This is a genomic window from Paenibacillus sp. FSL H7-0326 (assembly GCF_001955535.1).
In the GTDB taxonomy this organism is placed as follows: domain Bacteria; phylum Bacillota; class Bacilli; order Paenibacillales; family Paenibacillaceae; genus Paenibacillus; species Paenibacillus shunpengii.
Genome location: NZ_MPVN01000001.1, coordinates 794,990 through 819,091, shown reverse-complemented (window position 1 = coordinate 819,091; position 24,102 = coordinate 794,990). Strand labels below are relative to the sequence as shown.

Below are 24,102 nucleotides of genomic sequence, written 5' to 3'. Positions count from 1 at the left end.
GGAGTGGTTTTTGTGCGGTACTTGATGAATCATTGCTTTATCGGTTCTTCAGATTGCATTCATTTGCTTAAGGGAACCTTCATCCAATTGTCAATGGATGTTCGATTTCGCTTACTTGTTAGCTGGTTTTAAAAAGGGCATAATGGAAATTAAAGAAACGACATTATTGGAGGCCAAGAAATGGCATATAACGATAGGTTTATTAGAGCAGGGTATAAGCAGCCTGTAGATCAGCTCCCCGTATGGTATATGAGACAAGCTGGGCGTTACGATCCCGAATACCGCAAGGTCAAAGAGAAGTACACTTTACTTGAGATTTGCAAGCAGCCGGAGCTCGCTGCAGAAGTAACCCTCATGCCTGTACGTAAATTGGGAGTAGACGCGGCAATTTTATATTCAGATATTATGAATCCGGTCGCTTCCATCGGTATTGATTTTGATATTGTGAAGGATGTAGGACCTGTTATTCACAACCCGATCCGTTCTTCAGCCGATGTAGAGAAGCTTCGTCCAATTAATGTTGAACAGGATTTGTCGCACATTATGGAGACGATACGTATTCTGGATAAGGAGCTCACGGTTCCTCTCATCACTTTTGCCGGCGCGCCGTTTACCATTGCCAGCTATTTGATCGAAGGCCGCCCTTCAAAGGGGTATATTCGAACCAAAGAAATGATGTACAGCGAACCAGCAGTTTGGTTTCAATTGATGGATAAGCTCGGCGATATGGTTATTACTTATGTAAGGCATCAGATTCAGAATGGCGGTAAAGCATTCCAGGTATTTGACAGCTGGGTTGGGGCCTTGTCTCCTGCCGATTTCCAAATTTACGTCCTGCCAACCATTACGCGCATCTTCGAAGAATTATCTGATCTGGACGTTCCGAAAATTTATTTTCCAGGCGTCAGCTCGGGCGAGCTGCTTCCTACACTTTCAGACATCAAGGCGAATGTAGTGGGCTTGGATTGGAGAGTGTCCATTAATGAAGGTCGAAGAAGACTGGGGAATAAGTTCGCTGTTCAAGGGAATCTCGATCCTTACGTACTTACAGCACCTATTGAAGTCATTAAGAAGTATGCAAAAACTATTATTGACGAAGGAATTCAGCAGCCTGGATACATATTTAATCTGGGGCATGGTCTGTTTCCCGAGGCTTCTATTGACAAGCTCAAGGAGCTGACAGATTATGTGCACGAATACTCAGCTGAAGCGCTGAAGGTTCAGAATGCACACCTATAAACATATAGAGACAAGGTGGGAATTACTATGAGCAACCAAGTAGGCGTGCTTGTCATGTCGTATGGCACACCACAAAGTATGGAAGATATAGAAGCTTATTATACACATATTAGAAGAGGCAATAAGCCATCTGAGGAGCAGCTTCGCGAACTTACGGAGCGATATGAAGCCATCGTCGGCGGGGTCTTCCCTCTCCGCGAGCATACGAACAATCAGGTGGAATCCCTTGAGAAGACGTTAGCGCAGGATGAGAGAGCCTCCGGGGTAGAATTCCGATGTTATCAAGGCTTAAAGCATGCAAGTCCGTTCATTGAAGATGGTGTGGATGCAATGGCTAAGGACGGCATTAAGAGAGCGGTAGGTATCGTTCTAGCCCCTCACTACTCTATGATGAGCATTGGGTCCTATATCAAAAGAGCACAAGCGAAGGCTGAAGAGCATGGGATTGAAATGAGCTTTGTAGAATCCTATCATCTGCATCCGAAGCTGATTGAAGCATTGTCTATACGCGTTAGTGCGAAGCTCGATCAATTTGAAGAAGCAGGAGCGAAGCGCGATTCGGTTCGCGTTCTGTTTAGTGCGCACAGCCTGCCGGAGAAGATTGTAGAGATGGGAGATCCATACCCGGAGCAGCTGCTGGAAACCTCCAAGGCAGTTGCCAAGCAGGCAGGTATAGAGAACTGGCAGTTTACATGGCAGAGTGCCGGTCAGACAGCTACCCCATGGCTCGGACCAGATATTCTCGACACCCTGCAGGTGCTGAGCAAGGAACAGGTTGAGGATGTTCTCGTGGCACCGGTAGGTTTTGTATCTGATCATCTTGAAGTGCTGTACGATCTGGATATTGAAGCGAAAGCGATCGCGAAGGAGCTCGATATGCGTCTAATGCGGATCGATTCACTTAACAATGATCCATTGTATATGGAGACGCTGAGTGACTGTGTCATTAAATCATGGCAAGGAATAAACTGAGCTCTTAGATAATACTGTAGGGAGCTTTTATAAAAGGTCTGCTAGACTATGAGGGCTTGCATCCACTCCGGATGCAGGCTCTTTTTTATTGCTGATCTATCGTCAGCCTGAGTATATAGCCGGATTCAAGAAATATCCTTTTACTGGTATAATAGATTTGGATTTTATTAGAATTAATTGATTCATTAAGAACAGGAATAAGTAGAAGGAGAGAGTATGCTGCCGTCAAGATCAGAGAAGCATTCGGCTGCGAAAAAAGCGAAACAGCGCAGAAGAAGCAAAATGTGGGTTACATTGAACGTTGTCCTTATTTTATGTATCGCAGGTATTATCATATACTTTAATTCAGTAGGGGGTCTGACAGGTCCTGCGGAAGATCCGGGCGTATCCTTATCCAGTATTGAAGGGAACCAGGATGAGCAGGAGTCGAATGAGACTGGGAATACAGCAGAGGTTGACAACAGAGAGAGGGCCTCATCTGAATCCGAAGAGGATAATTCGAACACTTCATCATCAGAAGATAAGGAGCTGAATGAAGCTTCAGAGGATACGACTTCCTCGACCGCCGAGCAAGCTGAAGAGCAATCAGACCCGAAGACTGGCGAAGGTGATTCTGCCGATAAGTCTGCTGAACCTGCGGATGGTGAATTCGTCGTTATGAGCTTTGCGGGTGATGTGCAGTTCTCAGGTAAAGTCGAGGAATTGCTTGAGAGAGAAGGCTTTGATTATCCATACCTTCATCTAGGCAATCTTTTTAAGAACGATGATCTTACGTTCATCAATCTGGAAACACCGGTGACAACAGGAGGAGAGGCGGCACTCGGCAAATCTTACGTGTACAAATCCTCTCCTAAGGCCCTTGAAGCGATGAAGGAAGCAGGAGTGGACATCGTTAATCTGGCAAACAATCATATATTGGATCAAGGGCAGGCAGGACTTGCCGATACACTCAAATATTTGAAGGATTATCAAATAAATTATGTTGGTGCTGGATTGGATCGCAAGACTGCCTATGCTCCCGTCTATTATGAGGTCAAGGGAATGCGCATAGCACTGCTCGGCTTCACAAGAGTTATTCCTGAAGCAAGCTGGCGAGCTGAATCAGGAAAACCAGGTGTTGCAGATGCATATAATAGTACAGATGCTGTTAAGGCGATAGGGCAAGCGAGAAAAGAGGCTGACCTCGTCATTGTCATGTCTCATTGGGGCGAGGAGCGTCAGACGATGCCAAACGATATCCAAACACAGCTGGGACATGAATTTATTGATGCAGGTGCAGATCTGGTCATTGGCGGACACCCTCACGTATTGCAGGGACTGGAATCTTATAAAGGAAAATGGATTGCTTACAGTACAGGCAATTTTATATTCTCAAGATCCACAAATGAGGAGACATGGAGAACCGCCGTATTCCAGGCCCGCTGCCAGAAGAATGGGGCCTGCACGATGAAGGCTACCCCTTATCATGCCGAGCTGGGGCAGCCGGTCCCTATGGAGAATAAGGATGGGGCTGCTCTTTTGAAAGAGCTGGAGCTCAGATCGTTTGACGTAAAGGTAGGAGCAGATGGCTCCATATCGGCAGCAGATTAAATTATAGGTGTAAGGAGATGGAGATGAACAATCCTTGTGTAGCACACCGTGGTTATTCCTCACTTGCTCCGGAGAATACGATGGCTGCCTTTGAGCTTGCAATGGAGCAGGCGCAGGTTCAATGGATCGAGCTGGATGTTCAGCTATCCCGGGACGGCTATCCTGTTGTCATCCATGATTATCGGCTCGAGCGAACGACAAACGGCAAGGGGTTTGTGAAGGACATGACCTTGCACGAGCTTAAACAGCTGGATGCAGGCAGCTGGAAGTCGAAGAAATACGCGGGCGAACGAATTCCAACTCTGGCTGAAGTATTGGAGCGGATAAGGGGAAGGGTCAAGCTGAATATTGAGCTCAAGACGACGGGGGATATGTATCCTCACATGCCAGCAGCAGTGTTAAGGGAGCTGTTCGGCAGATGGAACGAAGCAGATTATGTGATTACTTCATTTGACCGCAGATCACTTGTTAAAGTAAAGTTAATTCATCGGTTTGCTCGAACAGGACTTATCATTAATGCATATCCGCCCGATCTTGCACGTCAACTTATTGAGCTTAAATGTGATCTGCTGTCTATAGGTTATCCTCATGTGAATAAGCAGCTCATAAGCGACATGAAAAAAAGCGGAATTGATGTCATGGCCTGGACCGTAGATTCGTCCAGAATTATGCGCAATTTGGCAGTAATAGATCAGGATATTATGTTGTGTACGAACAATCCGGAATTATGGCAAAAGGCTTTTGCTAAAAAAGCAATGAAATGGTTTAAATCTTAAATTAGACATTAAGGCGAAAGGATTACGATGAAGATGAATTCACAGATCAGAAATGTCTATTGTGTTGGCCGCAACTATCGCCTGCACGCCGAAGAACTAGGAAATGCAGTACCTGACGAACCTATGATATTTATGAAGCCCTCCCATGCGGTCGTTCTGATGGAAGATCAAGAGCTTACTCTTCCAGGGGGCCGAGGTGAGATCCATTATGAGGCAGAGCTGGTTGTGAGAATTGGAGCAGACCATACTCCCGGTATAAATGTTGATGAAGTCATCGACGCTTATGCTTTCGGAATCGACTTTACACTGCGTGATGTACAGTCTGTGATCAAACAAAAAGGTCATCCATGGACAGCAGCAAAGGGATTTAAAAATTCAGCTCCGATCTCCAAATTCGAGCCTGTCCAATCTATTCAGTCTTTAACCGATTTCGAATTTACACTGAATAAGAACGGGGAAGAAGTGCAGCGCGGAAACATTCGCGACATGATTTTTACCATTCAAAATATAGCGGATTATCTATCCGAACATTATGGACTCGGACCGGGGGATATTATATTTACAGGAACTCCGGCTGGTGTTGGTCCTGTTGAGCCAGGAGATCGACTGGAGTTGACCTGGGCAGATGAAGCTAAGGGAAGTGTGATCGTTCGTTATTAATGCACAATTATGAAATAATTAAAGAAATTATTGTGTTATCCTTGTAAGAAGTTATAGACACGCTTATCTAATCCTCCTCAGGATTGTATATGACGTGTCTTTTTGTCTATATCACGGGCTGCACATGGTATACTATATTTAAAATAACTATAGAATCAGGAGACGGCAGATGGATTGGATTATTGGAACGCTGTGTGCATTCCTTGTCGCCGGTGCTGCATATTACAAGCGGTCGCTCACTTTATCGGGCAGCATAGCTGCGGTTATCATGGGTGCCGTGTATTATGGGGCAGGCGATCTCATGTGGTTTGGAACGCTGCTTCTCTTCTTTATAACGTCGACGGTACTATCCAAGTACAAGAAGCGGGAGAAGCAGGAGCTCGAACAATCGTATGCAAAGACAGGAAATCGGGATGCAGGTCAAGTACTTGCGAACGGCGGGCTTGGGATGGTGCTGGTTCTGCTGCACGCCATATTTCCCGATCCGGTTTGGATATATGCCTTTATCGGCATCATGGCGACTGTTACGGCAGATACCTGGGCAACGGAGATCGGCAGCTTAAGCTCCAAGCCTCCTCGTTCAGTGAGAACATGGAATATTATTCCTCCGGGGTCATCGGGAGGTGTCACCGTAACGGGGAATGCAGCTGCCGCAGCTGGAGCTCTAATGATTGGGGGATGTGCTTATCTGTTTCTGGTATTAAGCTCTGGAGCAGAGGGTTCATTGACTGCACTTATCGCATTTGCGATCATCGGAGTGGTATCCGGCTTCATAGGAGCGTATGCCGATTCTCTGATGGGAGCGACCATTCAGCGCATGTATCACTGTAATGTCTGTGGCAAGGATGTAGAAGTTCATCATCATTGCGGACAGAATACTGTGCGGGGCAAGGGGCTCAACTGGATGAGTAATGACCTGGTCAATCTGTTCAGCTCACTCATCGGTGGAGGTATCGCCATCCTGCTGGGATGGTTATTACTATAAATTTCATCAGGCACAAGTTGTGTTTTATCATCGAATCATTAGGTATTAAAAGAAACGGATTCCATCCATAGAAAAGAGTAGGGACATAGATATGAATATAATGACAGTTGAGAATTTATCTAAAAGCTATGGAGAGAAAATTCTCTTCAAGAATGCATCCTTTGGAATGAGCGATCAGGACAAGATTGGGATTGTAGGTGTTAACGGCACAGGTAAATCGACCTTTCTTCGCGTTATTGCGGGGCTTGAACAGCCGGATGAAGGAAATATTGCGATTGGTAATCAAGTAAGGGTTCAAATGCTTGCCCAAAATCCCGACTTCGATTCAGATATGACTGTTCTGCAGCAAGTGTTTCAAGGGGATACACCTCAAATGCAAGCCGTTCGTGATTATATGGAAACGATGGAGCTGCTCGCGCTCAAACCGAGCGATGAAGCTTTACTTCAGCGGCTTACAAAGCGGAGTGAGCAAATGGAAGCCTATGATGCCTGGCAGCTTGAGAGTGAGGCAAAAACCATTCTATCCAAGCTGGGGATTACGCAATATGATGCGAGAATGGGCTCATTATCTGGTGGACAGCGCAAAAGAGTAGCTCTGGCGGCGGCACTTATCCATCCTTCGGATCTGCTCATTCTGGATGAGCCAACGAACCACATTGATAATGATTCAGTGGAATGGCTCGAACAGTACTTGCAGAAGCGCCGCGGTGCACTACTCATGATTACGCATGATCGTTACTTCCTTGATCGTGTGGCTAATGTGATGCTGGAGCTGGATTATGGCCGTTTGTTTCGTTATGAAGCGAATTACACCAGGTTTCTTGAGCTCAAGGCAGAGCGTGAAGAAAGAGAAGCGTCTTCTGAACAGAAGCGCCAGAATTTACTGCGAAATGAGCTCGCGTGGATCCGTAGAGGAGCTAAGGCAAGAACGACGAAGCAGAAGGCAAGAATTGACCGGTATGAACAGTTAAAGGATCAGGAGGGTGTACAGCGTTCAGGTAATCTGGAGATGTCTGTGGCATCAACCCGGCTCGGCAAGAAAATTCTTGAAATTGAAGGCTTGACCAAGCGTACAGAGCACAAGAAGCTGGTAGAGAACCTTAGCTATATTGCGGTGCCAGGGGATCGTGTTGGCATCGTGGGCCCTAATGGAACCGGTAAATCTACGCTGCTGAATATGATTGCAGGTGGAATTCAGCCGGATGCCGGTGAGATCATCCTTGGGCCTACCGTCAAGCTGGGCTATTTCACTCAAGAACATCAGGAGATGGATGAGAATCTGAGGGTCATTGAATACATCAAAGAAGAAGCAGAAGTGATCCGAACCGGAGAAGGGGAGACGATTACTGCTGCACAGATGCTGGAACGATTCTTATTCCCTCCTGCGGCTCAATGGACTTACATTTCAAGATTATCCGGAGGAGAGAAGCGCCGTTTGTATCTGCTCCGTGTGTTAATGTCTGCGCCTAACGTTCTGCTCTTGGATGAGCCGACGAATGATCTGGATATTCAAACGCTAAGTGTGCTTGAGGCGTATCTGGATGATTTTCCGGGTGTTGTATTCGTGGTATCCCATGACCGGTATTTCCTTGACCGGACGGTAGATAAAGTCCTTGCTTTCGAAGGAGAAGGTCAGGTACGCGTGCATGTAGGGAACTATTCGGAATATGCCGAGTGGCTGTCTAAAAACGCACACAATCAGCAAAAGCCGATTGGCAAAAAGGAAGAGGCAGTGAAGCCCGATTCATCTTCGTCAGCTGCACCAGAGCCCCCTAAAGTGAAGCTGAAATTCAGCTTCAAGGAACAACGTGAATATGAACTCATAGACAGCCAGATTGAGGAGACTGAGAGTAAGCTTGAGAGGATTACTGCACAGATGGAGGAAGCATTCAGTGATGCTTCCAGGCTTCAGGAGCTTATGAAAGAGCAGGCCGAAACAGAGGGGCATCTTGAATACTTGATGGAACGCTGGACTTATCTTAATGAGCTTGCGGAGCAAATTGAGCTTAGCAAGAAGTAAACGACGGATATCGAACAGGAGGAGTCTATGTACCAGGAAGTGAATGAGCGACTGGCATTTCTGAAGGAAAAGGGAAGGCTCTTGTCTAAATGGAATTCCAGACTTGACCATTTGAGAGAGCTTGAGCAGCAAAAAGAAGAGTTGGTGGCAGGACGTAAAGTGCATCTGGCTGCAGAACAAAAGGATGTAGATGCGCTGACTCGTACCTCAATTTCTTCTGTATTCTACAGCATTGTAGGAAAAAAAGAGCAAAGGCTGGAAAAGGAAGAGGCTGAGCTTCTCGAGAGCAAAGGACGGTATGACGAAGCTGTCCATGCCTTGAACAACATCCGTCAGCAAATGACAGTCGCAAGCGAAGAGCTGGCCGCATTGTCAGAGTGGCAGAACTGGGAGCAGGAATATGAGCAGCTGATGAATAAGAAGCAGGATACCCTGCTGGATACCTCTCCATTCATTCTAACCTCGCTTGAGCACGAAGCTAAGCTGAAGGGTCAGATCAAAGAGGTTGATGAAGCAGAGAGGGCAGGACATAGAGTGCTGCATAGTCTTCATGAGGCTGAGGAAGCACTCCGTTCCGCCGGAAATTGGGGAACCTATGATATGCTCGGCGGGGGAGCATTCTCGACCTATATTAAGCATAGTCGTGTGGATGAAGCTGAATCTCATGTGCATTCTGCACAATATCATTTGCGTGAGTTTCAGGAAGAGCTGAGAGATGTAGATCTATCCATTCAAGGTCAGTTAAAGATTGACGGTATGCTGAGCTTTGCTGATTATTTTCTGGATGGCTTCTTCACAGATTGGCTGGTACAAAATAAAATTAATGAAGGTAAAGAGCAGGTTGGCCGGGGCGTGAGGGAGGTTGAACGTGTCCTGTCGTCCCTATCTTCCACAAGAGACAGTCTCAAGCTTGAACTTGATAAGTTGCAGCAGGAGCGAAGAAGCTTTGTTGAAGAGGCTGAATAGCTGGCAGCTGCTGATGATGAGACCGATTTAGTTATATTTAAGAAGGACTCGCCGATATAGACCCAAGACAGGTCTGCGGCGAGTCCTTCTATTTTAACGAATGAATGAATTTGTTCTGGTATATCCAATTAGCTGGTAATGTATGCTCCTAGCAGTCGGGCTGTATTCAGAACAGCCTGCTTATGCGTTCTCTCCATCGCATGAGAAGCATGTACACCTGGACCAACCAGAGCTGCTCGTATATTGTTGCCTCCACGCAGTGCAGCAGATGCATCAGAACCATAGTGAGGGTAAATATCCACGGCATATGGAATGTCGGCACTCTTAGCCAGCTCGATCAGACGGGTCGTCATCTCATAATCATATGGACCGGAGGAGTCCTTGGCACAGATGGATACATCGGTCTCCTTACAGCTTAAATCGTCACCCATCGCACCCATGTCAACCGCAATCATCTCGTCGATATCCGAAGGGATATAAGCCGTTCCATGTCCGACTTCTTCGTAATTGCTGATCAGTAATTTAACCTGATGCCGAGGCTTCCAGCCTTCACGCTTTGTGGATTCAAGCAGGGCAAACAAGGCAGCGATACTGGCTTTATCGTCAAGATGTCTGGATTTGATATAACCGCTAGGTGTGAATTCTACACGGGGGTTAAAAGAAATGAAATCACCCACCGCGATCCCGAGCTGAAGCACATCCTGTTTACTCTCGACCACTTCATCAATTCGAATTTCCATTACGCTCTCTTCACGTTTGAAATCTCTTGCTCCACTGTACACGTGTACGGATGGCTGAGTAGACATAATAGTACCGGTGTATACTTTACCGCTGCGAGTATGAATTTGACAGTATTCATTTTCAATGGATTGCATCATGAAGCCTCCGATTGAAGTGAGCTTCAGTGTGCCGTGATTTGTAACCGAACGGACCATTGCGCCTAGCGTATCTACATGTGCACTTAGCGCGATGGTACGACTGTTGTCTTCTCCAGGCATAGTAATGATGAGTCCACCTTTGGCATTTCTTTCATAAGCGGCATCTAAACTTTTTGTTTCGGCTTCCATCAGCTCCATAATGTGGTGAGTAAAGCCGCTGGGACTAGGTGTCTCCAACAGCTTTTTTAACAAATCCAGTGTGTATTGCTCATTCATTTGAATTGTCATCGTCCGAGATCTCTCCTTCATGTGTACATAATCAAATCCCTTGCCGATATGGGCAAGGGATCATAGGATTGAAGCTTTATTTAGTAAGCTGCTCCATTTGCGATATAACATCTTCGAACACAGTCATAGCTTCACGAATTGGCTCTGGAGAGGACATATCTACGCCGGCTTTCTCCAGAATATTGATTGAATAGTCACTGCCGCCGCTCTTCAGGAAGCCGAGATAGCGATCAACAGCCGGCTCGCCTTCTTCTAGAATTTGCTTCGCAAAGCTGGTCGCTGCTGAGAAGCCTGTTGCGTATTTATAAACGTAGAAGCTGGTATAGAAGTGAGGAATACGAGCCCATTCCATCTCAATATCCTGGTCCACGACCATTCCTTCACCATGATACTTTTTGTTCAGATCATAGTATATTTCAGACAGCAATTGAGGAGTCAGAGATTCCCCTTGTTCTGCCCGCTCATGAATGATTTTCTCAAATTCAGCAAACATCGTTTGACGGAACACCGTAGTACGGAATTGATCCGCATAATAGGTCAGCAGATACAGCTTCTCTTTGGGATCTGTTGATTTGTTAAGGAGATAATCCATTAGCAATGCCTCGTTTGTTGTAGAAGCGACCTCTGCAAGGAAGATGGTGTACTGTGCATCTCTGTATTTCAGAGCTTTGTCTGAGAAATAGGAGTGCAGCGCATGACCCATCTCATGCGTCAGAGTAAACATGCTGTTCAGATTATCCTTATGATTCAGCAGCACGTAAGGGTGAGTGCCGTAAGCACCCCAGCTGTATGCACCTGTACGTTTGTTCTCATTCTCATATACGTCGATCCAGCCGTTATCATAGCCTTCCTGAAGTGCAGTCAAGTACTCTTCTCCAAGCGGCTTCAGACTTTCTTTAACTGTTTTCTTGGCTTCATCATAGGTGATGTCCATCTTGTATTCCTCGACCAGTGGTGCGAACAGATCATACATATGGAGATCGTCGGTACCCAGCAGCTTTTTACGCAAATTCATATAACGATGCAGAAGGGGCAGACTCTCATGAATGGTATCGATCAGGTTCGTATACACTTCCTTCGGAATGTTGTCCCCGTATAGAGACATTTCCATGACGGAAGGATATTTACGTACTGTGGAATAGAATATATTTTTGTTTACATTCGCATTCAGTGTAGCGGCAATTGTATTCTTGTTCTTGGCGTAGGTGCTGTACACTGCCTTGAATGCGCGTTCCCGGACTTCCCTATTTGGGCTCTCAAGAAACTGAATGTAGCTGCCGTGAGTGAGATCCACTTCATTGCCGTTCTCATCCTTGATCTTCGGAAATTTCATATCTGCATTGTTCAGCATGCCAAAGATCGTTTGCGGTGCCTGAGACAGGTTGCCGACTTGTGCAAGCAGCGCTTCCTCTGTCTTGGATAGAACATGTGCCTTCTCACGTTTCATCTCAACGAGCGTAAATTTAAATGGTTTGAGTGTAGGGCTGGCAATAAATGCGTCTAGTTGATCCTCGGGCAGCGCCAGAATTTCCGGCACAACAAACGACAGGGACTCGCTGACCTGAACACTTAATTTTTTTGCTTTTTGCAGAAGGGATTGATATGTAGGATCGGCTGTATCTTCATCATGATGCATATGAGCGTACACGTACAAACGCTCGGTCTTGAGTGAAATGTCATCCTCCAGCTCGAAGCAGGACTTTATGCTGTTCTCATTATTCAGCTTCCCTTGATATTCCCCAGCCTGCTGAGCCAGCTTCTTGACTTCTTCATATTCCTTGTCCCAGGCAGCTTGACTCTCGAAAATATCACTTAGTTTCCACTGGTTCTCTACAGGTACTTCACTGCGTTTTAACACTTTACTCATATTCATCCTCCTTTGATGATTATACGATAACGACGGTTCAGGTCGGTCAGTCTGTGCATAGGCTGAAGCGGTCTGAGACAAGATGCATACAGCAATGACAGCAATGGAGATGGTTCTTCTCGCATTCACTAGAGCGTATCCTCCTTATAATTAAGGCACTAACGCTTAGTATGACCGACATGATACTGAAATATTTGAAAGGGAGCTTATGTATATGACCAATCTGAAATTCAGAGGTTAGCTCCCGAGTGATACCATGCTGTATACAATGAGGATAAAAGCGAGCACGACCATTAACAAGGCAGCGATGGCAAGCGGTCGCCGCAGCTTATCGGGTATACTGTCTCTCTTCGTGATAATGACAAAGCCCAGCAAGAAGGCCGCAACAATAAAAATGACATAGCTCATGCCAACATCCATTTATAGTTACACCTCTTTGAAGGCTTTCATAATCTCGATCCATTCTTCTTCATTATCGGTATAGTTCTCCTTAGGAAAACGGTTCTCAGCCCATTGCATAAGTGCGGGTCTGCTCATAAAGGTGTGGGTTTCCTCGCCCCATTGATCTGAGATTTCACGAAGAACGAGGTAACGTCCCTGAACCTCTACAGTCATCATATTCCACTTGTCTTTTTTGTATATTTGATGTTTTTTAATCATGTGCATTTCTCCAATTTGCGGTTTTGGTAAAATGATACCTTACCCTTGATGCCAAAGCAAATTATTTTACGGAAACCGAAAAAGTTTAATTGCAAAGTAAAAATCAATAAAGTATAATGTAGATATTCGCCATAGATGGCGGCATTTTTAGGAGGTTGTTCATTTGAAAGGTACAGTTAAATGGTTTAATGCAGAAAAAGGTTATGGCTTCATTCAAGTAGAAGGCGGAGACGATGTATTCGTTCACTTCTCAGCAATCCAAGGTGACGGTTTCAAAACTTTGGAAGAAGGTCAAGCGGTAGAATTCGAAATCACTGAAGGCAACCGTGGTCCTCAAGCAGCTAACGTAATCAAACTGTAAGAATTGTTCCGGTTACCGGATTTCTTATACAAGTTTGTATGAAAGCGAAAATTGAGAGCACAGTTCCCCACTTGGGGGACTGTGCTTTTTTGGTCTTTGCTGTGATTTTATTCACACAATCTTCACATCTATGTGATTAAGCATCTATGGATTTGTTCGGTGATGATTTTGATTGTAAGCTGGGCTCGCGATTCGTTCGGCGAATAACCATCCATACGATCAGCAGCTCTGCAAGCAGGCCGGTGGATTGAGCGACAGCGCCTATAACACCGTTCAGCCCTGGAGCGGCAAGAACGAGGATAATGAGCACGATCGTTGTGCAGATGGCATTGGCTGTCTGCGATCGGAACATGGTCTTGGTTTGTCCCCGCAGCAGGATGAGCCCATTACTGTAATCCAGGAACGGTGTGATGAGTGTGAACAAAATAAAGGCCCGTAAAGTGCGCAGGCTCTCCTCGAGCAGCTCACCGCGAACATTCATTGCATGTTCAAGAAACCAAGGACCCAGCGGGGTGTAGGCAACCGTCAAAGTTAACAGAAATGGAATGAATCCCATTGTAAGGGCAAACTGATTTACCTTTCTAGGATAAGCATTGTGGAAATTCAGTACGATCTGATGAATATAGGTGAAGAAGCTCAGCATGAGCTGCATGATGCTCCCTGCAATAGCGAATGAGGAGATCGCCAGGGCGATGCCCTCGGTTTTTCCAAGCATGATATTAATGATGGGGCCTATAAACATTGCGACAAGACTGGATAAGAGCAGCGGCTTATAGAAGTAGAATACCTGTCCCTTCGTCTTAATGTGATGCTCTTCTATTTGTTCCGGCATGTGCTGTACTATTTTACGTCCTTCCAGATAACTGACTGCGGCTTCGATAAGCATGCCTGCGGCGAAAATAATCGCACCCACTGTGCCGCTGGTTACTGAATCCGTCCATATAAAGTACAGCGATAATGAATACATGCCAGCGAGCCGAATTATCATTCCGATCGTCAGCCATTTGGTCTTGTTATTAGTAATAATGACGCCTTGATAGATATTGCGTATAACTGAGAAAATGCTGACAAACATGAGAATTTGATAGACCTGGATAACCGGTTCGAGCAGAGCTTTATCCACACCAAACAAGTACTTGAAGATTGAGGTTCCTATAGGGGTGTATACGATAGCACCGCCAAGCAGCAGCACAGCTGCAAGAAAGATTTTGGTTACATAAATGAGGGCCTGAAAAGAAAGCCGGTCCCTGACCAGTGCGGAGCATGTTTGGCGCAATAAGGTAGAGGGCCGTTCGGTAACTGCGAGCAAACTTCCAGCCAGTGCATAACTTGCAATGACGACCTCGGCTTGGTCGGATCTCGCCAGTGTGCTGTTAATAATGACATGAGAGATGGTCACAAGAGAGGCTGATATTCCTAGAGGAATGAAGAAAGCGAGCAGTCTTCTCCACGACAGGGGTTCATCGGATGACATGTTGTGTAAACTCCTTTTTACATTGAAATATGGAAATTATATCATAAATAGTCACGGCGACAACCTAATTTTGATACTTCATTTTCGAACCCCCAATGCATGAGTTATGCGTTTTCATTTATAGAATAAGAAGCGGTATGGATTTAGCGACCTATTGTTTCTAAAAAATGTATTCGCTTTATATGGTAATATGGACTTTTTCCTATCGTTTATTTGTACAAATTCACATGTCATATTATAATGAAAGTGGTTTGAACAGGTATGAATATGTAGATAACATAGTGGAGGCACCGTTATTTGATTAAACAAAAACAACATAATCGCAATGTTCCACGGGGGCCCATCGGATTGATGAATCGGGTGTATAAATATATACTGCCTGAAGCAAGAAAAGAGCTTAAACTAATAAAGACGAGAGCAGAACAAATTCCTGACCAAGAGCTTAGAACCCAAGCGCTTGCAAGCATAGCAAGCAAACAGTTCCACTGTGAGGGCGGCTCCATTTATGCAGCTGTTAACTTGCCAATGCGGAATGTGCTCATTCCTCTTATTGTTTCTTATCAGACGATTAGTGACTACCTGGACAACTTATGTGATCGGAGCACTTCCATGGATGAAGGAGACTTCAGGCTGTTACATAAATCAATGCTTGATGCGGTTAATCCTGAAGCAGAGCTGACGAACTATTACGCTTTGCGTGACGAACAGGTAGATGACGGATATTTGCATAGCCTAGTACTTACCTGCCAATCCTGCATAAAGAAGCTGCCAGGTTACAATCAAGCGCAATCGTATGTAACGGATCTAGCCGGTCTGTATGTAGATCTGCAGGTGTACAAGCACATTCATCCCGAGCTTCGCGAGAAAGCGCTGCTTGAATGGTGGGAGCTTCACAAGCACCGCACACCTGAGCTGAACTGGAATGAATTTGCAGCAGCTACGGGTTCCACACTGGGAGTATTCATGCTATTCCTTGCTGCTTCAGACCCGCATCTTGATGATGATGGAGCATCCTCCATACATGCCTCTTATTTTCCGCATGTGACGGGACTGCACATCATGCTGGATTATTTGATTGATCAGGAAGAAGACAGGCAGGGCGGTGATTTGAACTTTTGTAATTATTACGAAAGTGAGAATGAGATGATCGAGCGTATTGCCTACATTGTTGATAAGGCGCAGGAGGATGTTTCAGCTATCCCTGCAAGCTCTTTTCATCGTATGATCATAGAAGGGCTGCTTGCCCTGTATTTATCTGATCCTAAAGTCAGTGAGCAGCAGGAAGTTCGTTCCGTATCCAAAAGATTGCTGAAGAACAGCCCTGTCACAAGGCGCTTTTTTCTAGCCAATTCCAAATGGATTCGTAAACATATGTATTGAGAATTAAGAGGAGGAAGTCATCAATGACAGCAGTCAAAAGAATCGCAGTATTGACAAGTGGAGGAGATTCGCAAGGGATGAACGCAGCCGTTCGTGCTGTTGTTCGCAGCGGTCTGTATTATGGTTTAGAGGTTTTTGGTATCCAGCGTGGTTACCAGGGCCTGCTGAACAATGACATATTCCCGATGGATCTGCGCAGTGTAGGTGATATCATTCAGCGTGGAGGAACAATTCTTCAATCCGCTCGCTGTAAAGAATTTATGACGCTTGAAGGCCAGCAGAAGGGTGCGGATGTTTTGCGCTCGCGTGGTATTGATGGCCTCATCGTTATCGGTGGTGACGGCTCTTATCAAGGTGCTAACAAGCTGAGTAAGCTGGGCATCAAAACAATGGGACTCCCAGGCACGATCGATAATGACATTTCTTTCACAGATTATACGATCGGTTTCGATACAGCCGTCAGCGTTGTAGTGGATGCAGTGAACAAGCTGCGTGATACGATGAGTTCTCATGAACGCTCCTCCATTGTTGAGGTTATGGGACGTCATTGCGGAGATATTGCGCTGCATGCAGGACTTGCTTCGGGTGCAGAAACCATCCTCGTACCTGAAGTTCCGTTCGATATGGATGAGGTTGCTCAGCGTATGCAGTCGAATTTTGAGCACGGTAAGCGCCACAGTATCATTATTGTTGCCGAGGGTGTGGGTAAAGGTGAGGATGTAGCCAAAGAGATTATGGCTCGCTGCCCATCTTATGAGCCGCGTGTTACGGTGCTTGGACACATTCAGCGTGGTGGTACTCCGACTCCGTTTGACCGCAATCTTGCAAGCAAATTAGGTGATTTTGCTGTACGTAAGCTGATTGAGGGCGAATCGGACAAGGCTTGTGGTATTATTAATAATCAATTGACGCTTACGGATATCGACCTTGTTGTTAATACAAAGAGCTCTATTGATATGGACATGTATGAGCTAGCCATTCGTCTTTCTCAATAACACATCAATAAAAAAGCTGATTCGAATTACCTCTGCAGGTATCAACGAGTCAGCTTTTTTTGATTAAGGTTTATAAATTTAACGATTCGTCTGTGTGCTGAACTTACGCTGAACGGCGATCAATCTCCACATTAGAGCTGCAGCACCTACCGCGAGCCCTACGATTAATCCGATCCAGTACCCGTATGGCCCTAATTCTGTATAGGTAGCTGTCAGATGTCCGACAGGCAGTCCGATCAGCCAATAAGCGACTAGTGTGATGAAAAATGCAGGATTCACGTCCTTATATCCACGCAAAGCACCTTGAACCGGTGTCGCCACTGCATCCGAAATTTGAAAGAAAATGGCATAAACGAGAAAATGCTGTATTAGTTCAATGACGGTTCTTTCGGTAGAATATATTCGAGCCACTTGTTCGCCGAATACCATCAGAATGACTGCTGTGACAAGTGATAGTATGATCGCTGACCCGATGCCGATCCTGCTGTATGTTCTCGCATCCTTTGCCCGTTGTGCCCCGACTTCATATCCGACAAGTATCGTTAAAGCCATGCTGATGCTCAGTGGGAGCATATATAGAGTGGAAGCAAAATTCAAGGCAGCCTGATGTGCTGCTATCGTATTCGTGTCAAATCTGCTCATTAGCAGGGTAACAGCAGAGAAGATCGAAGTTTCAAAAAAAATAGCAAATCCAATGGGCACTCCAATCTGCGTTAATTCTTTCCATTTCTGAATAGAAATTTTGTGCCGTTCACGAAATATACCATATTGAGCAAACGGCTCAACCCGGTGGACAAAAAAGATAGAAATGATAAAAATAACCCAATAGGTGACTGCCGAAGCAATACCGGCACCAATCCCACCAAACTGAGGAACACCTAAATTTCCAAAGATGAGCACATAGTTCAGTAAAATGTTGACGGGTAATGAAATCAGGGTAATCATCATTGTAATTCGAGTTTGTCCCAAAGCATCCATGTAATTTCGGAGTACCGTGTACCCGAATAAGGGAACGATACCGAAGGCCATGGCAAACAGGTAATAGAAGGCGACATCCTCGACCCGTTGCTCTAGGTTCATAAACTGAAGAACGGGATTCAGCAGGATCATGCCAGCGGCAATGACCACGATTCCGAGAGCGCCAGCAAGATACAGCGCCTGTATTACATTGTACCGGACTTTATTTTTCTCACCACTCCCCACAAGCTGGGAAACAATCGGGGTGATGCCCAATAAGATACCGCTGAGGCCTGTTTGAATTGGTATCCACAGACTGCTTCCGATGGCAACGCCGGCCAGATCCACCGGACTAAAATGTCCGGACATGTTCGTGTCAAAGAACGTCATGGCCGATAATGAGATTTGGGTAATGAGTATGGGAAGCAATATAACGAAGAATTGTTTCCACTTTTGAGCATTGTTAAGTGTTGGTTTCATTTGTTGATCTCCATGCGATAAGTTATAGTTCACTAATGAATTGCACAAAAAAATATTTTAAAACATAACGTTTGATTTGAACAGTTTAATTTATGGAGGTTAGAGAGAGGGAGAAGATGAGCATTAAAAAACCGCTCCCCCGGCAGCGATGTAGCCGAAGAAGCGGTGGTTTTACTTATAAAGATTATTGAAGATAGGAGTCGTCTTGATGCTCGCAGATGCTGTATTGGATAATTTCCATTGCATCCTCTGCTTCGAGTAATCCGAAACCATCCCTCAGCACAATGAATGAATTCAGTTCGTTCTGCCGAAGGGTCGGAAGCATTTCCGGATACCATTTCATGACGATTTCTGACAGTTTTACCCTTTCCATTTCCACATTAATCACCCTTTCCTAACTAAGAATCATTCGAGAAGAATCATTCATTGCCTCGGAAAAGCCATTTGCCTGTGAAATACCCGGATAAAAAAGGTCCTCATGAGAAGGCTTGCACTTAATAGGAACGACGCACCATTATTATATCACAAAAATAATTAAAATTATACTTGACAAATGATCTAATTTCTTCTGAACGAGCCCATTATTCCTACTGTTTCTACGATGTTGACAAAAGCTTTGGGATCCGTAGCTCTTATGATCTGCTTGACCTCATCGAGCTCGTATTTGGTAGTAACCGTCATGAGCATGTCCTTTTCATGATCGGTAAATGCACCCTGGGTTTTAATCTTCGTTACACCTCTTTGTCTTGGTAACAATTGTTCAAGCATTTTATCTGTCTCATTGGTAACGATAAATAGGGTAACCTTCACATGTCCAATATGAATTAAATCAAGCACCTTACCGGTAATGTAGATGGAAAGCACCGAGATCAGCGCGATATTCCAGTCGTTGTTCAAATAACCGGCGAGCAGAATAATCATTCCGTTCATGACGGCAATGACGGCTCCGACGGGGAAGTCACGAAACCGTGTAATAATGGAAGCGACGATATCGAGACCACCGGAAGAACCGCCAGCACGAAATGCAAGTCCTGTCCCAGCTCCAATAAGCACGCCGCCGAACACAGCCGAAGTCAGCTGATCATGAGCAATTGCAGTAACGGGCAGAACGTTTAGCATCCAGGTCGTAGCAATAACGTTTATAATGCTGAAGCTGATAAATCTTCGGCCCAGCAAGAACCACCCTGCAATAAGCAGTGGAATGTTAAAGACGAAGTACATGACATTAAAGTTAAGCGGAGTAAAATATCCGATGAGCATGGATATACCTGAGATTCCTCCGCTAAGCAGCTCATGTGGCAGCAGAAACAGGTTGAATCCTGCTGCAATAATAGCACCGCCTAGAAATACGATTAGCGATTTTGTAGTTAATTTTAGCACCAATTTCACCTCAGAAGTATCATACTATATTGATTACTGGTAATTGTAAATTGTTTTGTGATATAATATTTTGTGGATGTTCTTGAGTAGATCGCCTTTTTTCGAAAAAAGCATGTTTTGTTTTCAGTAAGTTTCAATAAACATCATATGTAGTTTAGACGATTTGGGAGAGAATCTATTCTCTCTATAGTGAAATTGTGAGATCATGCAATCCCATTTTTATCGTGCATGATGGGACAGCCTATATATTAACGCTACTTAAGAATACAGAGAAATACAGTGGATTACATGTCCACCATAATAGAAGGAGTTTGAATAAATTTGACAACTTTCTCAGAATTTAATCTGGAACCTAAGGTTCTGCAGGCAATTACCGAGCTTGGATTTGAAGAAGCAACACCAATTCAAGCAAAATCCATTCCCGTTGCTCTCAATGGAAGTGACTTGATTGGTCAAGCCCAAACAGGTACAGGTAAAACGGCAGCCTTTGGTATCCCGCTTATCAGCAAAATTTCCAAGACGGATGAGAAGATTCGCGCCCTGATCATGGCACCAACTCGTGAGCTTGCCATCCAAGTGGCAGAAGAGATTGAGAAGCTATCCCGCTTCAAAGGTATCCGTACACTTCCTATATACGGCGGTCAAGACATCGTTCGCCAGATTCGTGCATTGAAGAAGAAGCCTCAAATTATTATCGGTACACCTGGTCGACTTCTGGACCATATTAACCGCAAAACCATCAAACTTGAAGACGTGCAAACTGTCGTGCTGGATGAAGCAGATGAAATGCTGGATATGGGCTTTATGGAAGACATTCAGTCGATTCTGAAGCAGGTTCCTGATGATCGTCAAACGATGCTGTTCTCTGCAACGATGCCTCCTAACATTCAGAAGCTCGCTCAGCAATTTTTGCAAAATCCAGAGCACGTTTCCGTTATTCCGAAGCAAGTAAGTGCACCACTTATTGACCAGGCTTATATTGAAGTGCCTGAACGTCAGAAATTTGATGCACTCAGCCGTTTGCTGGATATGGAATCTCCTGAGCTTGCAATCGTATTTGGTCGTACAAAACGCCGTGTAGATGAATTGTCAGAAGCACTCCAAAAACGTGGTTACTCTGCTGATGGACTTCATGGTGACCTGTCTCAGAATCAACGTGATACTGTAATGCGCAAATTCCGTGATGGAAGCATTGATGTACTCGTTGCAACGGATGTGGCAGCACGTGGACTTGACGTATCTGGAGTAACACATGTTGTTAACTTTGATCTTCCGCAAGATCCGGAAAGCTATGTACACCGTATCGGCCGTACAGGTCGTGCAGGTAAAGAAGGAGCTGCATGGTCCTTTGTAACACCTCGTGAGATTGACCACCTGCATTTCATCGAGCGTGTAACACGTCATCGTATTCCACGCAAACCGCTTCCTACACTTGCTGAAGCGATTGAAGGGAAGCAACGCGTTACAGCTGAACGTCTTCTGGAAATTGTACAAGACGGAGAGCTTAACGAATACAAAGGTATCGCTATTCAGCTATTGGAGCAATATGATTCCGTGCAGCTCTTGTCAGCAGCTCTGAAGCTGCTCACAGGCGACAAGAAGGATGCAGCCATTGAGCTGACTCCTGAGGATCCAATCCGTGCTAAACGCCGTAAGCCAGATGTTCGTTCTAGCGGACGCAAGCCTTCTGGTGGCTATGGCAACCGTAGTGGCGGTGGATACAACAGAAGCGGAAGCGGAAGCGGTAATAAAGGCGGATACGGTAATCGTAGAGATGGGGGAAGAGATGGCGGAAGCGGTGGTTACAATCGTGACCGCGATCGCGATCGCAAATCCCGTCCTTACAACAACAATAACGAGAATCGCAGACCATCAACACGTCGTGACGACAGCTCGTTTCAATAATTAATACAGAGACAAGACGAAGCACCCTATGCTTCGTCTTTTTTTGCTGCTGCATTTGATTATTTAGCAGAAGAACGTTTTGGAAATGATGACCAGCAGAATGAACAACACGAGAATTGTTCCGAGAGAGAACCATCCATCGTATCCACAGCCAGTAGAAACACCACCAACCTGACCTCCGCATCCGTATCCATAGGACATTGCAGTCACCTCCTTTATAAAGTGAAGTGGCTCATCGACTACGCCATATCCTATGGTAGAACTGTACCGATTGATTAGACGCCTGCCCACAAATTCATGAAAATAGGCTGTTATCCTGATCGTCTCTTAAAGGGATATATTTAAGCCGAGATTTCCGCGTTGGTCTAGCTTTTGCGTGCGGTTATGCTGTATAGTGATAGTTAGGTTAAGTTAATGTGAATTAGCGAGAGATAATCACCTAAGATGATGCATACAGGCGAGTGGAATGAGTCTCGCGTATGTGTTAAGGAGGAGACGTGTTTTGGAATTTAAAGGAGCTATGGGTGGTATATATCGCCTGACGGAGTGGATAACAAGATTCGCAGCATCGAACCTATTGTGGGTACTGTGTGCCTCGCCATTTTTCTTCTTTTTGGTGATCAAGGTTCTTGTTATGGGTCAAGGTATGACGAATGAATCCATTCAAATGAACTGGGCATTGGGTATTGTGGCACCGTTTACATTTTTCCCTGCGACATCTGCGCTGTTTAACGTAGTTCGTAAATGGGTCATGGGTGATACAGATGTGCCGATAATGAGAACATTTTTTACAGGATATAAGGAAAACTACAAACAGAGTATGATCGGCGGTGTTTTCTATACACTGCTGGTAGTCATTATGTATTTGGATTATACAGTTTATATGACTCAGTTCGAGAACCTCCAGTTAATCGGAATTATCATGCTGATCCTGCTGCTCCTGCTATGTGTGTCAATGTTCAACTTTTTCTCGATGGTAGTCCATTATCATATGTCCATTGGAATGATCATTAAAAATGCTGTACTGATTACATTGATTCGGCCGTTCCGCGTGTTTTCATCATTGCTCGGTGCCGGACTATTATGCTACATCGGCATGCAGTACCCTGCATTGTTCTTTTTCTTCATCGGAAGCCTGATTGCATGGTTTGCTTTCTTTAACTTCTATGCCACTTTCACTAAGATGCAGGAGCAAGCTGAGAAGCTGCAGGCCAGCCGTGAAGAAGAAGGCGAGTCACAGGAGAGTGATTCGTTAGAGACGGCCTCCAAGCCACAGGACAATACAAAATAAAAGGCATTGCATGTACTTGTGTTTAACTGCTTAGAAGGAGATAAATGATTTTATCCCTCACGAGAATTTTAGCAATTGCTGATCATACATTTACTTTTTTGTAGAATAGCGATATAATGTTTCTACATCCTGCGATGTTCGTTTCGGTTATTCGTTGTTTTGAACCAATGACTATGTCTCGGGAGATCAACACGAAATGCAGCTGACATGCCCTGTCTATATGACATGGGGACTTCATAACCATTTCTGCGGTCACCCACCTGCTACAGCAGGTTCAGAAGACAATATAATCGGACGGCATTAGCGGGTATCCTTTTTGGATGAATTTTAGAGACATCTCACACGTACTCTACATAAGGGTGCATTTGGGGATGTCTTTTTTGTTGTTATCAGTAGTGATGTGTCTCTAGCGGGAGAATAGATTATGTCTTTTGCTAAGGAGTTAACAATGATACACTAAAGAGAGAATATAGGTACGGCTACATACAAAGGAGGAAGGGTCTTGTCACTCAAAAGAACACTAGTCGGCATTGTTCGCAGTATGGAAGGAACAAGTGACCGAGCCAAGGATCCAAAAATGAAGACACGCTATTATAACTTGTCCAAGGATAAGGCGTGGGAAGAAATATCATCGCTGATGAAGAAGGTTCCTGGATTCAAAGTTCTTCATGAAGTACCCTCAGTTGGGGAAATTACCATGGAGAAGCGCACATCGTTTGGACGTACACTAGATATTACCGTGTCCATTATTCAGGTCACGCCTGTTCGAAGTGCCATTGATATTTATTCTGCTTCAAGAGGTTCGCTGGGGGATCTGGGGTCCAATTATCGCATTATTCTACAGTTGTTCGATATTATAGATAAGAAGATCGGCAAACACAAGGTTGTAGGCGAGTAAGATCCAAAAAAAGCGAGATAAAGGCACGTCCTTTTCTCGCTTTTTGCATGTATTGCGTGGGGTTATCCCGTTTCGCTGCG

At 45.0% G+C, this 24,102-nt stretch carries 23 protein-coding genes and 1 other RNA gene; 15 read left to right on the top strand and 9 right to left on the bottom strand.

Annotated elements, in window-relative coordinates; all coding sequences use genetic code 11:
- The first annotated feature begins 180 nt into the window (after nucleotides 1–180).
- The 8 genes from hemE to BK126_RS03800 all read left to right on the top strand — a co-directional run bounded on the left by hemE (nucleotide 181) and on the right by BK126_RS03800 (nucleotide 9,208).
- Entirely contained in the window at nucleotides 181–1,239 is a 1,059-nt protein-coding gene (gene hemE, locus BK126_RS03835; protein ID WP_076311364.1) for a uroporphyrinogen decarboxylase, read from the top strand.
- Between the two features lie 27 nt (nucleotides 1,240–1,266).
- Entirely contained in the window at nucleotides 1,267–2,211 is a 945-nt protein-coding gene (gene hemH / locus BK126_RS03830; RefSeq protein WP_076311363.1) for a ferrochelatase, read from the top strand.
- 216 nt (nucleotides 2,212–2,427) lie between these two features.
- Entirely contained in the window at nucleotides 2,428–3,801 is a 1,374-nt protein-coding gene (locus BK126_RS03825) for a CapA family protein (RefSeq protein WP_076311362.1), read from the top strand.
- A gap of 23 nt (nucleotides 3,802–3,824) precedes the next feature.
- Nucleotides 3,825–4,577 carry a glycerophosphodiester phosphodiesterase gene (locus BK126_RS03820; RefSeq protein WP_076311361.1) on the top strand — a complete coding sequence of 251 codons (753 nt, stop codon included), beginning with the start codon at nucleotides 3,825–3,827 and terminating at the stop codon, nucleotides 4,575–4,577.
- 33 nt (nucleotides 4,578–4,610) lie between these two features.
- A complete protein-coding gene (locus BK126_RS03815) occupies nucleotides 4,611–5,237 on the top strand; it encodes a fumarylacetoacetate hydrolase family protein (RefSeq protein ID WP_076312529.1) in 627 nt (208 codons plus the stop codon).
- Nucleotides 5,238–5,406: 169 nt separating this feature from the next.
- Entirely contained in the window at nucleotides 5,407–6,222 is an 816-nt protein-coding gene (locus tag BK126_RS03810; RefSeq protein ID WP_076311360.1) for a DUF92 domain-containing protein, read from the top strand.
- Nucleotides 6,223–6,313: 91 nt separating this feature from the next.
- Nucleotides 6,314–8,242, top strand: a complete 1,929-nt coding sequence (locus BK126_RS03805; protein WP_076311359.1) for an ABC-F family ATP-binding cassette domain-containing protein — start codon at nucleotides 6,314–6,316, stop codon at nucleotides 8,240–8,242.
- 27 nt (nucleotides 8,243–8,269) lie between these two features.
- Nucleotides 8,270–9,208 (top strand): hypothetical protein, encoded by a 939-nt coding sequence (locus tag BK126_RS03800; RefSeq protein WP_076311358.1) that lies wholly within the window; start codon nucleotides 8,270–8,272, stop codon nucleotides 9,206–9,208.
- A 128-nt stretch (nucleotides 9,209–9,336) separates the two neighbouring features.
- On the opposite strand, the gene BK126_RS03795 is transcribed toward BK126_RS03800, so the two are convergent.
- The 4 genes from BK126_RS03795 to BK126_RS03780 all read right to left on the bottom strand — a co-directional run bounded on the left by BK126_RS03795 (nucleotide 9,337) and on the right by BK126_RS03780 (nucleotide 12,901).
- Nucleotides 9,337–10,374 (bottom strand): M42 family metallopeptidase, encoded by a 1,038-nt coding sequence (locus BK126_RS03795; RefSeq protein WP_076311357.1) that lies wholly within the window; start codon nucleotides 10,372–10,374, stop codon nucleotides 9,337–9,339.
- Nucleotides 10,375–10,450: 76 nt separating this feature from the next.
- The gene (pepF, locus tag BK126_RS03790; protein WP_076311356.1) at nucleotides 10,451–12,241 is read right to left on the bottom strand and encodes an oligoendopeptidase F; all 1,791 of its coding nucleotides are present in this window, start codon (nucleotides 12,239–12,241) and stop codon (nucleotides 10,451–10,453) included.
- 237 nt (nucleotides 12,242–12,478) lie between these two features.
- Nucleotides 12,479–12,661 carry a hypothetical protein gene (locus BK126_RS03785; protein ID WP_076311355.1) on the bottom strand — a complete coding sequence of 61 codons (183 nt, stop codon included), beginning with the start codon at nucleotides 12,659–12,661 and terminating at the stop codon, nucleotides 12,479–12,481.
- Nucleotides 12,662–12,667: 6 nt separating this feature from the next.
- Nucleotides 12,668–12,901, bottom strand: a complete 234-nt coding sequence (locus BK126_RS03780; RefSeq protein WP_076311354.1) for a hypothetical protein — start codon at nucleotides 12,899–12,901, stop codon at nucleotides 12,668–12,670.
- Between the two features lie 163 nt (nucleotides 12,902–13,064).
- Between BK126_RS03780 and BK126_RS03775 the strand changes: the two genes are divergently transcribed.
- On the top strand, nucleotides 13,065–13,262 hold the full coding sequence (locus BK126_RS03775; RefSeq protein ID WP_047909861.1) for a cold shock domain-containing protein: 198 nt from the start codon (nucleotides 13,065–13,067) through the stop codon (nucleotides 13,260–13,262).
- 136 nt (nucleotides 13,263–13,398) lie between these two features.
- On the opposite strand, the gene BK126_RS03770 is transcribed toward BK126_RS03775, so the two are convergent.
- Nucleotides 13,399–14,736, bottom strand: a complete 1,338-nt coding sequence (locus BK126_RS03770; protein ID WP_076311353.1) for a multi antimicrobial extrusion protein MatE — start codon at nucleotides 14,734–14,736, stop codon at nucleotides 13,399–13,401.
- Nucleotides 14,737–15,087: 351 nt separating this feature from the next.
- Here BK126_RS03770 and BK126_RS03765 point away from each other — a divergent pair, with 351 nt between their 5' ends.
- Both BK126_RS03765 and pfkA read left to right on the top strand, forming a co-directional pair.
- The gene (locus BK126_RS03765) at nucleotides 15,088–16,116 is read left to right on the top strand and encodes a tetraprenyl-beta-curcumene synthase family protein (RefSeq protein WP_076312528.1); all 1,029 of its coding nucleotides are present in this window, start codon (nucleotides 15,088–15,090) and stop codon (nucleotides 16,114–16,116) included.
- 23 nt (nucleotides 16,117–16,139) lie between these two features.
- Nucleotides 16,140–17,111, top strand: coding sequence for a 6-phosphofructokinase (gene pfkA / locus BK126_RS03760; RefSeq protein WP_076311352.1), 972 nt, complete (start codon nucleotides 16,140–16,142; stop codon nucleotides 17,109–17,111).
- A 78-nt stretch (nucleotides 17,112–17,189) separates the two neighbouring features.
- On the opposite strand, the gene BK126_RS03755 is transcribed toward pfkA, so the two are convergent.
- The 3 genes from BK126_RS03755 to BK126_RS03745 all read right to left on the bottom strand — a co-directional run bounded on the left by BK126_RS03755 (nucleotide 17,190) and on the right by BK126_RS03745 (nucleotide 19,928).
- Nucleotides 17,190–18,548: an MATE family efflux transporter gene (locus BK126_RS03755; RefSeq protein ID WP_076311351.1), complete on the bottom strand. Its 1,359-nt coding sequence runs from the start codon at nucleotides 18,546–18,548 to the stop codon at nucleotides 17,190–17,192.
- A 184-nt stretch (nucleotides 18,549–18,732) separates the two neighbouring features.
- On the bottom strand, nucleotides 18,733–18,921 hold the full coding sequence (locus BK126_RS03750; RefSeq protein ID WP_170862358.1) for a hypothetical protein: 189 nt from the start codon (nucleotides 18,919–18,921) through the stop codon (nucleotides 18,733–18,735).
- 185 nt (nucleotides 18,922–19,106) lie between these two features.
- Nucleotides 19,107–19,928 (bottom strand): YitT family protein, encoded by an 822-nt coding sequence (locus BK126_RS03745; protein WP_177178627.1) that lies wholly within the window; start codon nucleotides 19,926–19,928, stop codon nucleotides 19,107–19,109.
- A 321-nt stretch (nucleotides 19,929–20,249) separates the two neighbouring features.
- Between BK126_RS03745 and cshA the strand changes: the two genes are divergently transcribed.
- Entirely contained in the window at nucleotides 20,250–21,833 is a 1,584-nt protein-coding gene (cshA, locus tag BK126_RS03740; protein WP_076311349.1) for a degradosome RNA helicase CshA, read from the top strand.
- Between the two features lie 63 nt (nucleotides 21,834–21,896).
- Here cshA and BK126_RS29280 read toward each other — a convergent pair whose 3' ends face one another.
- Nucleotides 21,897–22,034, bottom strand: coding sequence for a hypothetical protein (locus tag BK126_RS29280; protein WP_177178626.1), 138 nt, complete (start codon nucleotides 22,032–22,034; stop codon nucleotides 21,897–21,899).
- Between the two features lie 301 nt (nucleotides 22,035–22,335).
- On the opposite strand from BK126_RS29280, the gene BK126_RS03735 reads away from it, so the two are divergent.
- The 3 genes from BK126_RS03735 to BK126_RS03725 all read left to right on the top strand — a co-directional run bounded on the left by BK126_RS03735 (nucleotide 22,336) and on the right by BK126_RS03725 (nucleotide 24,022).
- Entirely contained in the window at nucleotides 22,336–23,124 is a 789-nt protein-coding gene (locus BK126_RS03735) for a YesL family protein (protein ID WP_076311348.1), read from the top strand.
- Nucleotides 23,125–23,247: 123 nt separating this feature from the next.
- Nucleotides 23,248–23,438, top strand: a non-coding RNA gene (gene ssrS, locus BK126_RS03730) — 6S RNA.
- Nucleotides 23,439–23,626: 188 nt separating this feature from the next.
- A complete protein-coding gene (locus tag BK126_RS03725; protein WP_076311347.1) occupies nucleotides 23,627–24,022 on the top strand; it encodes a DUF1499 domain-containing protein in 396 nt (131 codons plus the stop codon).
- Nucleotides 24,023–24,102 lie beyond the last annotated feature (80 nt).

Bases quoted from the DNA above. Each gene is read 5' to 3' on its own strand.
- BK126_RS03815 (WP_076312529.1), top strand. From the start codon at position 4,611: ATGAATTCACAGATCAGAAATGTCTATTGTGTTGGCCGCAACTATCGC.
- BK126_RS03770 (WP_076311353.1), bottom strand. From the start codon at position 14,736: ATGTCATCCGATGAACCCCTGTCGTGGAGAAGACTGCTCGCTTTCTTC.
- BK126_RS03755 (WP_076311351.1), bottom strand. From the start codon at position 18,548: ATGAAACCAACACTTAACAATGCTCAAAAGTGGAAACAATTCTTCGTT.
- pepF (WP_076311356.1), bottom strand. From the start codon at position 12,241: ATGAGTAAAGTGTTAAAACGCAGTGAAGTACCTGTAGAGAACCAGTGG.
- pfkA (WP_076311352.1), top strand. From the start codon at position 16,140: ATGACAGCAGTCAAAAGAATCGCAGTATTGACAAGTGGAGGAGATTCG.
- BK126_RS03805 (WP_076311359.1), top strand. From the start codon at position 6,314: ATGAATATAATGACAGTTGAGAATTTATCTAAAAGCTATGGAGAGAAA.
- hemE (WP_076311364.1), top strand. From the start codon at position 181: ATGGCATATAACGATAGGTTTATTAGAGCAGGGTATAAGCAGCCTGTA.
- hemH (WP_076311363.1), top strand. From the start codon at position 1,267: ATGAGCAACCAAGTAGGCGTGCTTGTCATGTCGTATGGCACACCACAA.
- BK126_RS03810 (WP_076311360.1), top strand. From the start codon at position 5,407: ATGGATTGGATTATTGGAACGCTGTGTGCATTCCTTGTCGCCGGTGCT.
- BK126_RS29280 (WP_177178626.1), bottom strand. From the start codon at position 22,034: ATGTCCTATGGATACGGATGCGGAGGTCAGGTTGGTGGTGTTTCTACT.
- BK126_RS03820 (WP_076311361.1), top strand. From the start codon at position 3,825: ATGAACAATCCTTGTGTAGCACACCGTGGTTATTCCTCACTTGCTCCG.
- BK126_RS03825 (WP_076311362.1), top strand. From the start codon at position 2,428: ATGCTGCCGTCAAGATCAGAGAAGCATTCGGCTGCGAAAAAAGCGAAA.
- BK126_RS03795 (WP_076311357.1), bottom strand. From the start codon at position 10,374: ATGACAATTCAAATGAATGAGCAATACACACTGGATTTGTTAAAAAAG.
- BK126_RS03750 (WP_170862358.1), bottom strand. From the start codon at position 18,921: ATGGAAAGGGTAAAACTGTCAGAAATCGTCATGAAATGGTATCCGGAA.
- BK126_RS03800 (WP_076311358.1), top strand. From the start codon at position 8,270: ATGTACCAGGAAGTGAATGAGCGACTGGCATTTCTGAAGGAAAAGGGA.
- BK126_RS03765 (WP_076312528.1), top strand. From the start codon at position 15,088: ATGAATCGGGTGTATAAATATATACTGCCTGAAGCAAGAAAAGAGCTT.
- BK126_RS03785 (WP_076311355.1), bottom strand. From the start codon at position 12,661: ATGGATGTTGGCATGAGCTATGTCATTTTTATTGTTGCGGCCTTCTTG.
- BK126_RS03780 (WP_076311354.1), bottom strand. From the start codon at position 12,901: ATGATTAAAAAACATCAAATATACAAAAAAGACAAGTGGAATATGATG.